Here is a 14,006-nt window from a genome sequence, read left to right as displayed (position 1 = left end):
AATCCGCGAAGCGGTCCACAAAAACCCAAGGCACCGCGAACTGGGCCCATGTCATCGCGCCCTGGCTCCGCGTGCCGGGCCACTCAAGTGGTCCATGGGAGGCTTGAGGCTTCTCTCAGCGTCCTTGAGGTTGCCCAAGCGACTCACGGATGATTCGGGTGGCTGTCGCTACCTCATGGCCAAGGGCCCCAAGCCGTCGTCGTAGCCGGCATAGGGGGGCAACGCTGTCTAAGCGTTGCCTTGTGGGGCGGCGGCCCGATCCGCCACTCAGCCTGGCGTTCACCGGCCCCAGACGCAGGATCTGAATAATCTATCGCGGTAACCCTACATGATGAAGGTGACCGATGGCCGAGTCCGAACGCCTTGCTGCACTAGGGGGATTGCGTATATTGGATTCCGACCCGGAGCCCTTTTTCGACGCCCTGACCCGCGCCGCGCGGAACATGACGGGCATGCCGATCGCCCTGATCTCCTTGGTGGACGGGGACCGCCAATGGTTCAAGGCCCAAGTAGGCCTTCCCGGCGTGGACGAGACGCCCCGCGACATTTCCTTCTGCACCTGGGCCATCCAGTCCGATGAGCTGTTTGAGGTGGCAGACGCCGCCCAGGACGCCCGCTTTTCGACCAACCCGTTGGTCTTGGGTCCTCCTTTCGTCCGCCACTACGTCGGCGCGCCCATCAGCGCCAATGGTCAGAACGTGGGAACGCTTTGCCTGCTCAGCCCAAACCCGGGAACGATCTCAGCGGAGCAGGGAGCAGCCCTGTCATGCTTGGCCCAGGCCGCCGCAGTCGGCATGCAGCAGCGCGCTCGCCTTCTTGAGCGGGTCACCGAGTCCCAGGCCTTGCAACGGCGTTTTCAGAGAAGCCAGTTCTTTCTGGAGCGCACCAATGCACTGGCCAAGGTTGGCGGGTGGGAGCTGGTGCTTGGAACTGGAGAAGTCAAATGGACCAAGGAGACCCGGAGGATCCATGGCGTCTCTGACGACGCGGTGCCCGGCCTGGACACGGCGATTGCCCTGTATCCGGAAGGCGCACGGCAGCGGCTGGAGGCCGCCCTGGAAGACTGTATCTCATCGGGTGTGCCCATCGATTTGACCCTTCCGTCCAGCAAGCTTTCGGGGGAGCGCACGTGGGTCCACGTGGTGGGCCAGCGGGAAGAGACCGAAACCGGTGCCCGATTGATCGGCGCGATCCAGGACGTGACGGAACAACGGGCGGCGGTCGAGGCCTTGGCGCATAGCGAGGCACGCTACCGCAGGCTGTTCCAACACAGCCTCGGCCTCATCTGCACGCATTCCTTGGACGGGACGGTCACGTCGGTCAACCCTGCGGCCTCGCACTCACTGGGTCTCTCGGAGGGTGACGTCGTCGGCCGATCGCTGGCCGAGCTCATTCCCCAGAGCAAGCAGGACGCGTTCAAGGCTTACTTGGATCGCATCCGGGAAAACGAGAGCGACTCGGGCATGATGGAGGTGGTGGCCCGCGACGGATCGCGCCGCTTCTGGGCGTATCACAACGTGCTGGACACAGAAGCCCAACCGCCCTACGTGCTGGGCCACGCGCAAGACATCACGACTCAACACATCCAAGAGCAGCAGCTCCACGACTTGGCGACCCGCGACCCGCTCACCCGAGCGTTCAACCGTCGCTACTTGGCCGATCTGGCCCACCAGCAGTTCGATGGGTGGGGCTGTCTGGTGTTTGACTTGGACCACTTCAAAGAAGTCAACGACACCCAAGGCCACGCCCAAGGCGACAAGGTGCTGGTCGACTTCGTGGCTTTCCTGTCCGCCCCGCTCCAAGGCGAGGAAGCGGTGGTTCGGCTCGGGGGCGACGAGTTCCTCGTGTTCGTCCCCGATGCGACGTTGGAACGGCTGAGCGTGTTGGAGGACACCTACCACGAGCGCGCCGGCGAGGCACCGATCCGCTTTTCCGGCGGTTGCGCCATTGGTCGGCCCTCGGAATCGGTGGCCGATACCATCAATCGCGCAGACATGAAACTCTACGACCGCCGAAAGCGGGAACGGCAGTGAGCCTGCCCTCAGATCCGGGCATGGGGCCAGTTGTGGGCTGCCCCCTTACGCCGATGATCGCCTTTAGCGTAGCAAGCGGCCCTTCAGTGCCGCCCAATCTCACCGATGGAGAGGGCAACATGGATAAGCGGGTGTGCTTTGATTTCGAGATTGATTTCAGCAACGGGGCGGGATTCAGGGCCAAGGCTTCCGGCTGGACATCGCCGGTGACGACATCACCAATGAGGCGTTGGCCGACTACATCGTGCGCGACATGCGCCTGCTGATGGTGGGTGAGGTTCGCATCCTCAACAAGGAAATCATTGAGGAGCCTCATAAGCGCCCGGCGCACGACCAAGACGGTTCAACTGTCCACGACTCAAAGGACGGGTGAGCGGCCATGTGCTCATTCTCGGCCCGGCCGAGCAAGCGGGGGACAAGCCCGTTTTCTGCCCGAATACCAAGTGCAACTCGAGCTATTTGGCCATCAAGCGGGACCCGGAGCGGCGGGTGCAGAAGGTCGAAGCCCTAGGGCTGCGCTGCGAATGCGAGGCCATCGTTCCTATCTTGCCAGAGAGGCTTCTCAAGCCTGCGGTTTGCCCAGCTTGTGGGTCGACCGTTTGCGCAGTCATTGCTGCAAAGGCAAGGGTGCTAGGGGTGCCGCCCACTCGCGAGGGAGACCTGAGCGGCTAGTTGCACCTTAACTTCGCCACTTCGTCCACGCCCGGTAGGGGCGACGGCAGCACCGCTTTGCACACGCCCAACACCTCGACGGCCATCCCCGGCTCGGGGTGCTCCAAGTAGAGCGCTCCGTCGTAGCCCACCATTGCTTGTTCGTTCGGCGTAGATGCCAAGGTGCCCGGCGCGATGCTGGCCCCTGTCAGGGTGAAGGCCCGGGCGTTCTGGGTCAGCACGGGGAAGGTCACCCGCACGCCGCCTTGGCGGGGGGCCACGGATTGCTTTTCGGTCTCCCCGATCTCCACGCCCACGGGCAGGTCTTTGTCTTTGAGGCTCACCGTGGTGGGCAGCAAGGAGGGAACGTCGGTCACCAAGACGCGGCCTTGCTTGTTGGTCTGGCCGACCGGCGCTCCGTTGACCCGCACCGGCAAGCCCGCCTGGCCCGGCACGTCCACGACCGCATAGCTGGCGTAGGCCGGACGCCCGAAAGCCACGCCGCGGTGGTCCAGGAACACGGAGCCGGAGAAGTTGGCCGCCACCTGGGTTTGCCCGTCGTAGCGGTCCAGCATGATCCGGGCGTCGCCGTAACGGGTCATGGCATCCGCCGTGGCCCGGGTGCTGCGCAGGTCGCCGTCGGTGTGCTCCGCGGCCAAGCGAACGCCGCCCTCGGTGCGGTAGGTCGCTCGGGTGGTCAGCGAGTCTTGGCCTGGAGCTTGGCGGGCGCGCACGCCCACGCTGGCCTTGCTGCCGAAGCGGTAGGTGTAGCTGGCGGACACTTGGAGATCGTCTCCTTGGAGGTCTCGGAGCACGTTGGCAGACACCTGGCCCGCGGCACCCATGTTCGCGCTCACGCCCAACGAAGCGAAGGCCAGGCGAGAGCGCCCCGTGTCGATGGCGCTGTAGGTGCCGCGCACGGTGAAGCGGCGATCCGGGCGGTAGGAAATGCTGGCTTGGGTGCGCGAGGCGATGGGCAGCGCCGTTTCGCCCTGCAATCGCCAGAACCCGTCGTTTTCTTCGTGTTCCAATCGCACGCCAAAACTGGGCCCTCGGTAGTCGTAGGCGGCAGCCCAGCGCGTCCCGCCGTCGCTTGAGCGGCCCACCTCGCCATCGAAAACGCCCCAAGTGCGCGGGGCCCAGGTGGAGCCCACGGTGACGTTGCCCTTGCCGTTCTCGTCCACCTGACCACCACCTCGGATGGTCCAGCGGTCGTTGATGCCCTTGGCCCACGACGCGCTGACGCCGGCCGTGCCGTAGCGGTTTTCGTCTTCGCGGACTTGTCCGGCCGCGATTTCCCAAGCGGAGAGGCCGGGACGCAGCAGGGTTGGGCCAACGTAGAGGCGTGCAGTGGAAACGGCGGTCTCGCGGCCGTAGGCGTCTCGCACCACCACGGCCGTTTGGCTGGCCCCCAAGGCCACGTTTCGCCCGTCCACGGTGAAGGGGCCGGCGTTGACGTCTTGGCGTGTGATTTCGGCCTGGTTGGACAGGACCTTGACCTGCCCCGGATCCAACGCGATGCCCCCCAAGGTCGGGACGGGCCACGTCGGCGTGAGCGGATCCAGCGCTGCCGGGTCCTTCGCGAGGCGAATGCCGCCCAGCGCCACCGGGCCGATGCGGGGCGTGGCGTAGACATCGCCGGCTTGCCAAGCCAGTTGGCGCTGCAGGTCGTCTTTCTGCCAGGCGGTCATGCCGCGGCGCATGCCAAACCCGTTGGGGGATTGGTTGACCTGCCCGGTGGTGGAGACCACGCCCCAACGCCCTCCGGTGCGCGCGTCCAGTGCCAAGGACGTCGCTTGTTGGCCGCCTGCAATCTGGGTGGCGAGGTTGTAGTTGACCAAGACGCCCCCGATGGCCGGCGAGACCTGGGAAGCCGAGGTGCCGCGTCGGGTGAGCTGCTGGGCTGGCTTGCGGTCGGCGGGGATGGTGAGTTGGACCGTGGCGTTCTGGGGGTTGTAAGCCACCGTGACGCCCAAGGCTTGGTCAGTCAGGTCCTGCCCCTCTTCGCCCGGGCGAAGGGTCACGCCGAACTGCTGCCAAGTCGTGGCTTCCGCGACCCAAGCCCCGTTCTGCTGCCAGAGCACCACGGGGTCCTTGGCGGGCTGGCCGTTGGCCAGGATGGGCGCTGCAAGCACGGGCTCCACCCCGTCTGGAATGGCCGCGTGCGCGCTGCCGATGGACAGGGCCAGCGCAAGGCCCAAGACGCTTCCCCGCCGCACGTGTCGCCCTCAGTTCACGGGGACGGTAGCGGGGGACCCGTTGGCCGTGATTGAGAGCGTGGACGCTTTCAAGCCGGGCTTGAGCTCAACCAGCTTGCTCTGACCAGGGAGCACCCACCCCAGCGCCCCTTCGCGCCATGCCGGCATGCCTTGAGGACCGACGGCGGTCAGGCGCGCGGCGGTCGAACCGGTGTTGGTCAGCAGAAGGCCGTCGGCGGTGAAGCGGGCCGTGAGCACCGGAGGACCGGCCTTGGCGTCTTCAAACCCCACCGGCAGGTTCTGGTGGATCAACAACTGCACCTGGCCCGCCGTGGACGGCTGGGGCAACTGGCGCAGCAGCACGCGGTAGTAGCCGGGCGTGCCGACGCCCTGGGTGCGGACCAACCGCACGGCCCGGCGGGACCCAGGTGGGATTTCGACAATGGACGGTGCCGCGATCACCGCCTTGGCGGGGCCGGTCACGTCCTGCCCGCTGGGATCTTGGGACCAGTCCAGCACCGTCACCTGAAAGCGCTCGGGGGTTTCCCCATGGTTTTCCAAGGTCAACGCCCCTGCCTTTTCTCCAGCCGGGGCCACGATGCTTGTGGGAAACAACGACACGTTGCCCGCCCACGCAGGAGCGGCGCACAGCATAAACAATGGAACCACCAACAAACGCTTCAACATCATTCCTCCAAATCGATCACCTCCTTTGATCCAACCAAAACATTTAAAGTTGTCAACCCACCCTCAAAAGAAAACCCCCGGAGATATCCGGGGGTTTGGTAGAAACCCTTTAAGGGTCAGTAAGTCAGGGTCACGGCGATGGTATCGGAGAAGGTCCCGCCGGGCACCTTGTTCAAATCATAGAAGGCATAACCGATGCCAATCATCTGCTGCTCACCGGTTCCCACGCCCTCCCAAGCGTCGGCCCCACTGCCCCACACTTGACTGGCACCAGGATCTTTGAAGAGGCCGTAGGCGACGAAGTTTCCGGCCCCATCGGACACGGCGCGGTGATTGGGACGAGCAATCGCGGCGCCGTAGTTCAACCCATCGCCAGGCACGATGCTGAAGGCGGTGCCTTGGTTGCAGCGAACCATCAACGCACCATTGGAATAGCCCTGCGTGCCGGACGCCAAGCCGTTGTATTCACCGCCGCCCAGCTGGGTCACGAGCAGGCTGCACTCGTTGTTCACGGTCGCAGAAATCATCAGGTCTTCGGTGACGTCAGCGGCGGACGCCGAAGTGGCAGAAAACGCGGCCATCAAGGCCAGAGAAAAAGAAAGGGTCTTGCGCATGAAAAATCCTCCTCGGATATTGGGGAAAAGGGATATGGCCCGGCTTGGGCTTACTTCACCAATACTCGATAAATCTATTTCCGCAAGAGGATCTGACAACACGATTTTGCAGATGCCAACCCAAGCGCTTGCACCGAAGACACGAGTAAGCTAAAAAGCAATCGCCGGTCGCAGAAGCGTCGGTGTTGTGCCCGCATAGCCAATAGGCTCCGGGTGCCCGAGGTCCACCCAATGGGGGCGCGGGAATCTTTTTTTGATTCCGGAGCCATCCATGACGACCAAGCGCCGCAAATCCCTCCGCACGTCTGCCTTCCATGCCCAGTTCGGCCGCTGCTACTACTGCGGCCTGCCGATGTGGCTCGCGGCTCCTTCAGAGCTTGGGCTGAAGCCCAGCAAGGCCCGAGCCTTTCAATGCACCGCCGAGCACCTGGTCGCCCAGCAGGACGGGGGCCGAGACGTATCCGGGAACGTGGTGGCCGCACACGCCCGGTGCAACCAGTGCAGGCACAAGCGAAGCGGGCCAGCTCCTTCCCCTGAAACGTTCCGGGCGCTGGTTCAGAAGCGGCTGGCAGTGGGAAGATGGTGGTCCAGACTGCCGCCAGGGATTGCGCGTGCTCCTGTATGACCTCATCAAGCTATACGAACCTTCGTTTGATCCGGCTCGCACCAAGGTTCACTTGGCCCGAAACAACAAGATCGACGATCCGATCGACGTCTGGCTGGACGGCCGGTTTGACGATTGGCAATGCTGGCAGCGGCAGCGAAACTTTGACCGGGACCTGGTCTTGTCCCTCGTCCAGATCCCCCACACCTACCGCTGGATGTTCGCCGGCCTCTTCCGATCCGTGGGAAGCAGGCCCGATGTGGATGCCAACGGAACGCCCCACGTTGACTACACCCTGGAACGCATCGACAGCACACTGGCGTTAGAAGGACGCCTCTTCGTGACGGGGAAATACGTCAGCCGCACTTCCTACCTCAGAGGCGAGACCCTCTCGGGGGACATGGTGGTGCACGAACTTCTGGCAGAAAAGCTGGGAGACGGAGAGTTCCCTGGGTTCGGTCACGTGGACATCGACAAAGGCACCCTGGACCGCATCGTTGCCAGCGGCAACAACTCTTGGCGTGCAGCTCTTTCCAGTGTCAAAGGCATCTACCTTTTAACGGACAGCAAGACCGGCCTGCTCTACGTCGGAAAAGCGGACGGCGACGCCGGCATCTGGGGTCGCTGGTGCCAGTATTCGAGCACCGGGCACGGCTGGAACAAGGCCTTGGTCCAAGAGTTCGGCATCAAGGCCACCGAGCGCCAGCGCGATCTGCGCTTCTCGATCCTCGAAGTCATGGACCGGCGGTCCCAAGAGAGCCAGATCGACAAGAGGGAGTCGCATTGGAAGCGAATCTTGATGTCCCGCAACGGCTACAACCGCAACTAACAATGTTCAGCTGAGCCGCAGCGAACCGTCATGTTGTGATCGTAAGCGGCATGCCCGAGGCACGCCGTTTTGGGCACAGGACGCTCTTTCAGACAGGCAGGCGCTCGGCGATCCAATCCATCCATCCGGATTGTGCAGCCGTCGCATTGGCACTCAAGGCTCCACGCCCGGGGGCTGCCCCACGGCCGCGGCTCGCACCTCTTGAAGGCGCAGGGACAGCTTGCTGGCAGAGACCTTCCCTCCGCGACTGCCGCGCGCCTCGCGGACAATCGCCAGGGCCATGACCACGGCTTGGAGGAGATCCGATTTCGTCCGCCCCTGCTCGCTCCACTCGCCCGGAAGGGCGGCCAATGCAGCGACCGCGTCCTTCCCTGACAAGTATTGGACGCACGTCAAGGCGGACCAGTGAAGCCCAAACTCAGTGCGCAATCGCGTTCCCGCCTCCTCTTGCAAGAGCGTTCCGTCGGCCATGTCGAGCAACACGTGTGCAGCGGCCAACGCCTTGGCACGGGCATTCGCAGGGCCTTTGTCCACGGGATTAAGCAGCCGGCTTCGGCTTGGCCTTCTTGGCAGGTTTCCGAATCGGCTTTGCCTTCTTGGCGACCTTGCCCACCTTCGCAGCTCCCTTAGCCGCGGCCTTCTTCACCTTGCCAGCGGCGGGCGGGAACTTGGCCCCAGGGTTCGCCTGCGCCCACGCCTTGCCTTCGGCCGACTTGGCCCATGCCGTGAACGCCTTGGGTGCCAGTCCTCGGCCTGCCCAGGTCTCTCCCGTCGGAAGTCGATACTTGGGAGCGACTTTGCCGAGCTTTCGACCCTTCAGCGGCCCAGCAGAAGGTTTCGGGGAACGCGCCGGCGTGACGTCGATGGCCTCGCCAATGAGCTTGGCAACCTGACGACGCTGGGCGGGACTGAGAACCTTCGCATACTTCTGAAGCACCGCGATGGCCTTGGGCACTTCACCGTCGCGTTTCTCCACCAACCGCTTTTGGGCTTCGAGTTGTTTGATTTCCGCGTTGATCGACTGAAGGGTGGTGAAGGCCATTGGCATACTCGGTTAGATAAGGACGCCTTGGTTATATCCGATAAAGCGCCCAGGAGACAGACATCCCTCCTTCCGCGGCCCCCAGCAATGGCTCGTTCGCACGCCTCGACGGAGCGCTCTCTATGGGGACGGTTGACCCAACAGCTTGCTCTTTTGCGAGTCGAACTCGGCCTGCGTCAGGATGCCCTGCTCCTTGAGCTTCAGAAGCTTGGCCAACTCATCGGCAACCGAAAGGGCTGGTGCCACGGGAGTGGGCACCGCCGCGGGCTCCTCGGCGACGCTAGCGGCCTGCGTGGCCGTGGGTCGGTATTCCCGGTCGACGGTGAGCGACATTGCAGCGTCGTTGCGCGTGACATCGAGCTGGTAGGTCGGTGCCTTGGCTGCCTTTGCTAAGCCGTCTAGGAACTCAACATCCGTCTTGAACTTCTTTCCGGCCACGGAGATGATGACGTCTCCCGCCTTGAGGCCCGCTCGGTCAGCAGCTGCACCAGGCGTCACCTCAGCCACCTCGTAGACAGCAGCTCTGCCGCGCGGAGCGACTTTCCCTAGAACTCCGAGCACGGCGTGGTTGGGGAAGGTCGTCCCTGCGGGGAACGCACCTCCCGCACTGATCAGGAAGTTCATGATGCTATTGTGGAAGTCCGCCCCTGAAAAGGGAGCGCGCTGCATTTGGCCGAAGGCCATCTGAGTTTCCATCCAGCCCGACACCTGCACACGCGAGATTCCGGACAGCTCACTCACGTTGAAGCGGAAGAAGCGCCGAGGCGGCGTGGAGTAACTGTTCCCGAGTAGCATCTGACCCATGATGGACTGGCCCGTGCTCAACGGCGACTCGCAAACGAGTTCTGTATCGCTGCTGCTCACGACTGTCCACTGCACATCCATGCATTTGCTGGACAAGCGGGACACCGCCACCGATGCCTTGCCTGAGAACACGGCCTCGGGTGTGCCACTGGGAGTCACGGCGAACAGCTGAGAGCCAGTCGCGGTGAACGGCAGGACGATGAAACCGAGAAGAAACACAAACGTTCGAATCGCCATGTGCGCTCCCCCTAGAGCATCTGACGTTGGACCTCCTGCCAATGCTATTACATTAAGCACCTGGCAGCTATCTGCTGCAGGACAGATTGACGCAGGGTCGCCAGCGATCTGCACTGCGGACGCGAGAGGCCAAGGACTGCAACACGTGAACTCGCGCTTGAAGCGCCTGCATATAAAGGGAAATGGCGTCCGATCTAGAAACACTGGCTAGCCATTGGTCCGACACACCTCGCTAAGCAGCCCGGCTCATCAAATGATGGGCCGGGCATGTGCATCACTTCTTAAGCATGTCTCTCATCGCGCTCTTAAAGCGGGCACCTATCTCTTCGCCAGTTGGTGACGCATCCGGGTCGTCCGTAAAGATAGCGACCATAGCGGCAAGGTAAGCTTCGCCCAGCGCCGACGTCAGCGCGACGGCCGTGGTTCCAGAGATGGCCGCTCCCGCGGCGGTCCCTATGCCCGGAGCGAACTTAAGCAGGTTGCTCACCAAGGTGCGGCCGAGAAAGCTAGCACCGGCCACGCCCACCGCAGAGCTGACAAGCGATGTGAGCATCGAGTTAGTGAGATTGACGCCGAAGATCGATGTGATCTTGGCGATCATGCCGATTTGCACGGGGGCAATGATCATCGCGTCCGAGAAAGGAATCGGGCTCACCCCCGCGGCGCCAGACGCCGTGGCTGCGGCCATAATAATCTTCCGAGCCTCAGACTTTTTTGTGTTCAGATCCGCCTTTTGAGCAGACGCGAAAGCGCGCTTTGCACCTTCGGGAATCGCACCAATGGTGACCTCAACCAGGGTCGAAAGGCCCTTGGGCTGCAATACAACGTCGTCATCAAGCTCTTCTTTGATTGCGCGCACCTGGACCACATTCCTGCACTCTGGCAGAAGGCCCTCCACTTCCTTCTTGAAGCCTTGGTCGGAGCGATGCTTCGTGATCACGCCGATGACAGGAACAACTTTGGAAAGAGCAGCATGCAGTTCCACTTCCGCGGGTTCCACGCGGCGGCCGTCCTCCATCACACAAATCCAAGCAACATGGATGTGCTTCGTGGGGTCAACCTCGTTTTTACGAGCTTGGATGAAATCCGTGAGCGCACCAATGGTGCTCTTATAGTCAGCCATCTCCAAGCCACGGGTATCGAAGATCGATACCGGCATCCCTTCCTTGGTGATCTCCTTGGTCTCCTTTGTAACAGGCCGTCCCTGCCCGGTTTCAGCCAAATCTTCATGGAAGATGGCGTTGACCAGCGTGCTCTTCCCGACTCCAGACCGACCGGCGATCAGGATGTTGACATGCCCCATCTGCTTGGCCGCGTCTGCGACCGCGTCTGCGATTGTTGAAGCAAAGTTTCCGTCCATATTCCCCTGTATCCTTTTTCTTACCCAGTCAACCAACAATAACCCGCAGCTAAGCCACCGCGTGTCGCTCTATTTGTAAGGCCCGAGGAACCGCTCACCGTTGAAGTGCATCAGGTGCGTGGGGGCATCAGCGGCCCAAGCCTCGGTTTCCCAAGCAATATCGGCCAGATACTTGCGCATCGTGGCGCGGTCAGGGAACGCCGACACATAGACCAGGCCAGCTTTGCTGTCCTTGAAGAGTTTCTCAAGCTCTTGGTGCCGCTTTCCATCTACCGGTCCATGTGAGGTGACCGCTTCGCAGAGCAGCAGCCATTCCCGCTTGCGGTCATACAACACCACGTCAGGCATCTTCCCGTGACTGTCCACCGTCACACCCAGCTGCGAGAGTGCCTTTTTATCGAAGACACCAACCTTCTGCCCGGTGTCGCCAGCGTAGATGAGTTCAGAGCCTGGGGCGAAATGCGGGGCGAACACCTCGATGATCTGCTTGATGAGCTGGCTATGCTCACCTGGGCTCAAGATCACTTCACCGCCGCCCGGGATCACGACTGGCACCTGCTTCAACTCTCTGGCTCGCGCGTATTGATCAGCAAGTGACTGCCTGCTCTCCCGGAACACAGCAAGAGACGCTTCCCACTCCGCCGTGTTGTAGGTTTTGATGAGCGCCAGCATCTCGGGGGTGAGCTGATAGACCGCCTTGGGGCTGTTGACCGGTCGTTCCGGATTGTCCGGGTTGTAAAGCGCGATGCCGCCATCCACGAACTGGTGCATCGTCTGCCGCCGGAACGTTTCCCGGGTGTTGGGCGCATACAACTTGCCATACTGCTCGCGCACCCAATCCATGATCGGCGTGATGCCAATCAACGGCGCGGAAGCTCTCGCCCATTTCTTATCCGGCGTCAGATCGGCAAGCGCCAGCAGCGAGAGCGCCGAGCGCTCGTTCAACTGCGCACGGGGCATCCCCACTGCGGCCAAGATTGCCTCGGCGGCATCAATCCTTTTCTGCGTCATGCCAGCACTTGCTCCATTTCCTTGTCGATAGATTTCTGACCGAGGTCGGCGGCCTTCTTGGCCCAACGCCCCATCTTTTCCAGGGTTTCACGCGTGGGGTAAGGCATGTTCCGCAGGTCAGTTGCATTGACCTGCGTGTGCCCAGAGAACCGCCGCAGGTGGTCATCCAAGGCGGTGCTATTGAGGTAAACAAATAGGCCCCAAGCCACATCTTCTTCAAGACCCTGTTTGTTGAAGTGGAAAACATTCGAGTGGTTTTCGAATGCTAGACGCTCCTGCCCCTTGAGGTCCTGCGGCTGCACGAGGTAGGCGACCACGCGGCGCTTTTCTTCCTTTGACGAGAACCGCCGCACGACAACGTAGTAGCCGGTCGGCCATATCGAGCGTTCGGTGCGCGCGTCTCGAACCAGTGCGTTCGCTTTTTTGGCCCCCTCAATGGGCCAGGTCGTCTTGGTCCCATCGATGTGGAAGGCGTAAATCAACGGCACCGTGCCCTCTTCCGGCATTGCACGCAGATGCTCGCGCGTCCGGAAGTCCACGATGGGGCCGGTCGAGACCGATACCCCCACGTCTGCAAGCGATGCGCCCACGAGAGGGGAGGCTTCAATGAGATCAGCCTCGTCTGTCGGGACGTGGATAAAGCTTTCCTTGTCTTGAGGCTTCACGATGGCCGAAAACGGAAACTCTTGTGTGCGCAGATCAGAGAACGAATCGTCGGTTGACGATGTGATGGTCACGTTCCCCTGTTCCCCCCCGCGCTCCAGCAAAAGAATGACGTTCTCTTGCAATACTTCGTCGTCGCGAAATGCCTTCGTTCGGCTGTCGAACAGGTGAATGTGCTTGAGAGAGGCTCGATCCAGGATGAAGCGCCGGAAGGGCTTGTAATAGGGCCCGTTGGCGAAGCTGCGGGGGATAATCGCGACCAGCTGCCCGCCATTGGCCATCTGCGCCAGCGCAGCCCCAACAAACGCCGAGTAGAGGTTCACGGTCTCCAGTCCGATGCGCCTCGCTTGGACGCGCGCATTCGAGCTGGCGGCAATCTTTTTGTAGGGAGGGTTCATCACGCAAAGCGTGAAAGGTGCCCTGCTATTCTCCAAGTCATCGGCTGCGGCGGCCAAGTAATCGCCCTCTCGGACCGTCACCCTCACCCCGTCTGATTCATACCCCACCAGCGTCGCTTCGAGGTGTTCCCGCAGCCGGCCATCCAGCTCATGTGCCTCAACCGACATCGAGCCGTCGCCCAGCTTCCCGCTTTTCCAAGAATCCAGCACCGCACAGCTGAGGGCCCCCAAACCCGCCCCAGGATCCAGCAGCACGTGCGGCCCCGCTTTGGGCTCCAGCAGACCAGCCATGAAAGCGGCCACGTCGGCGTTGGTCATGAACTGCCCCATGGCACTCTTGTGAAGTCGGGGGGTGAGGCCGGCGACTTCCCGGCGTTGCAGTTCGGCTCTTTGGAGCATGGGTGTTCACATTAGGACCATTGGGGGCCATTTTATCGCACCCGAGCGTCTCAAGGGCTGATACAAACCCCTCGGTATGCAACCACTTGGAACAGCTCCGCATCGCAGGCTTGAGCCCGGGGAGCGCCGCCGAACCCCAAGGATCTAAGCCATTTCCAAGCCAGAACGAAGCAGTCCAAAGCCCATACGATTGGCAGGTCAAGCACCCTGTTGAGGCAGCCGCTAAGGGCACTAAGGGTGAAGGGCTGGCTTGGTGACGCCGTCGCAAGATGGAACGAGGCCCGCCTTCCTGCAGTAACCATAGACGGCCGAAGTGCTCACCCCAAGCTCCCGCGCCAACTGAGCCCGGCTGACCTCCTTTAAGCGAGCCCGAACCTGGTCCAGGCCCAGCCCCTGCAAGCTGCGCTGCTCCGGCCCTTTCAGGACACGCCCCAAGCGAAGGGCTCGGCGGTCCAGGCCGATGGTGGCCGGCGACA

The 14,006-nt window shown here is 62.2% G+C and carries 11 protein-coding genes; 3 read left to right on the top strand and 8 right to left on the bottom strand.

Features of this window, described 5'->3' with window-relative positions; all coding sequences use genetic code 11:
• The first annotated feature begins 344 nt into the window (after positions 1-344).
• On the top strand, positions 345-2,033 hold the full coding sequence (locus RYM47_RS12190) for a PAS domain S-box protein (protein ID WP_315388206.1): 1,689 nt from the start codon (positions 345-347) through the stop codon (positions 2,031-2,033).
• A gap of 229 nt (positions 2,034-2,262) precedes the next feature.
• A complete protein-coding gene (locus RYM47_RS12185) occupies positions 2,263-2,406 on the top strand; it encodes a hypothetical protein (RefSeq protein WP_315388204.1) in 144 nt (47 codons plus the stop codon).
• Between the two features lie 295 nt (positions 2,407-2,701).
• Here RYM47_RS12185 and RYM47_RS12180 read toward each other — a convergent pair whose 3' ends face one another.
• The 3 genes from RYM47_RS12180 to RYM47_RS12170 form a co-directional block, all read right to left on the bottom strand.
• Entirely contained in the window at positions 2,702-4,885 is a 2,184-nt protein-coding gene (locus RYM47_RS12180; RefSeq protein WP_315388201.1) for a fimbria/pilus outer membrane usher protein, read from the bottom strand.
• Positions 4,886-4,912: 27 nt separating this feature from the next.
• Positions 4,913-5,569 (bottom strand): fimbria/pilus periplasmic chaperone, encoded by a 657-nt coding sequence (locus RYM47_RS12175; RefSeq protein WP_315388199.1) that lies wholly within the window; start codon positions 5,567-5,569, stop codon positions 4,913-4,915.
• 116 nt (positions 5,570-5,685) lie between these two features.
• Complete coding sequence (locus RYM47_RS12170) at positions 5,686-6,183, bottom strand: spore coat U domain-containing protein (RefSeq protein WP_008266871.1); 498 nt, start codon at positions 6,181-6,183, stop codon at positions 5,686-5,688.
• 611 nt (positions 6,184-6,794) lie between these two features.
• Between RYM47_RS12170 and RYM47_RS12165 the strand changes: the two genes are divergently transcribed.
• Complete coding sequence (locus RYM47_RS12165; protein ID WP_049429332.1) at positions 6,795-7,616, top strand: GIY-YIG nuclease family protein; 822 nt, start codon at positions 6,795-6,797, stop codon at positions 7,614-7,616.
• 538 nt (positions 7,617-8,154) lie between these two features.
• Here RYM47_RS12165 and RYM47_RS12160 read toward each other — a convergent pair.
• From RYM47_RS12160 to RYM47_RS12140, 5 genes are all read right to left on the bottom strand, one after another.
• Complete coding sequence (locus RYM47_RS12160; RefSeq protein WP_049429334.1) at positions 8,155-8,658, bottom strand: H-NS family nucleoid-associated regulatory protein; 504 nt, start codon at positions 8,656-8,658, stop codon at positions 8,155-8,157.
• A 120-nt stretch (positions 8,659-8,778) separates the two neighbouring features.
• Entirely contained in the window at positions 8,779-9,699 is a 921-nt protein-coding gene (locus tag RYM47_RS12155; RefSeq protein ID WP_229298519.1) for a PDZ domain-containing protein, read from the bottom strand.
• 274 nt (positions 9,700-9,973) lie between these two features.
• Positions 9,974-11,059, bottom strand: a complete 1,086-nt coding sequence (locus tag RYM47_RS12150; RefSeq protein ID WP_049429335.1) for a DUF697 domain-containing protein — start codon at positions 11,057-11,059, stop codon at positions 9,974-9,976.
• A gap of 69 nt (positions 11,060-11,128) precedes the next feature.
• Positions 11,129-12,070, bottom strand: coding sequence for a BsuBI/PstI family type II restriction endonuclease (locus RYM47_RS12145; RefSeq protein ID WP_049429336.1), 942 nt, complete (start codon positions 12,068-12,070; stop codon positions 11,129-11,131).
• Entirely contained in the window at positions 12,067-13,449 is a 1,383-nt protein-coding gene (locus RYM47_RS12140) for an Eco57I restriction-modification methylase domain-containing protein (protein WP_315388189.1), read from the bottom strand. The genes RYM47_RS12145 and RYM47_RS12140 overlap by 4 nt, the downstream gene beginning before the upstream one ends.
• Positions 13,450-14,006: the final 557 nt, after the last annotated feature.

The organism is uncultured Stenotrophomonas sp. (assembly GCF_963519125.1).
Lineage (GTDB): Bacteria > Pseudomonadota > Gammaproteobacteria > Xanthomonadales > Xanthomonadaceae > Stenotrophomonas.
Note: the sequence above shows the minus strand (reverse complement) of the source record. Positions and strands in the feature narration are given on the sequence as shown.

Excerpts from the sequence above, each read along its gene's own strand:
- RYM47_RS12190 (WP_315388206.1), top strand. The coding sequence starts at position 345 with ATGGCCGAGTCCGAACGCCTTGCTGCACTAGGGGGATTGCGTATATTG.
- RYM47_RS12175 (WP_315388199.1), bottom strand. The coding sequence starts at position 5,569 with ATGTTGAAGCGTTTGTTGGTGGTTCCATTGTTTATGCTGTGCGCCGCT.
- RYM47_RS12170 (WP_008266871.1), bottom strand. The coding sequence starts at position 6,183 with ATGCGCAAGACCCTTTCTTTTTCTCTGGCCTTGATGGCCGCGTTTTCT.
- RYM47_RS12160 (WP_049429334.1), bottom strand. The coding sequence starts at position 8,658 with ATGGCCTTCACCACCCTTCAGTCGATCAACGCGGAAATCAAACAACTC.
- RYM47_RS12155 (WP_229298519.1), bottom strand. The coding sequence starts at position 9,699 with ATGGCGATTCGAACGTTTGTGTTTCTTCTCGGTTTCATCGTCCTGCCG.
- RYM47_RS12150 (WP_049429335.1), bottom strand. The coding sequence starts at position 11,059 with ATGGACGGAAACTTTGCTTCAACAATCGCAGACGCGGTCGCAGACGCG.
- RYM47_RS12145 (WP_049429336.1), bottom strand. The coding sequence starts at position 12,070 with ATGACGCAGAAAAGGATTGATGCCGCCGAGGCAATCTTGGCCGCAGTG.
- RYM47_RS12140 (WP_315388189.1), bottom strand. The coding sequence starts at position 13,449 with ATGACCAACGCCGACGTGGCCGCTTTCATGGCTGGTCTGCTGGAGCCC.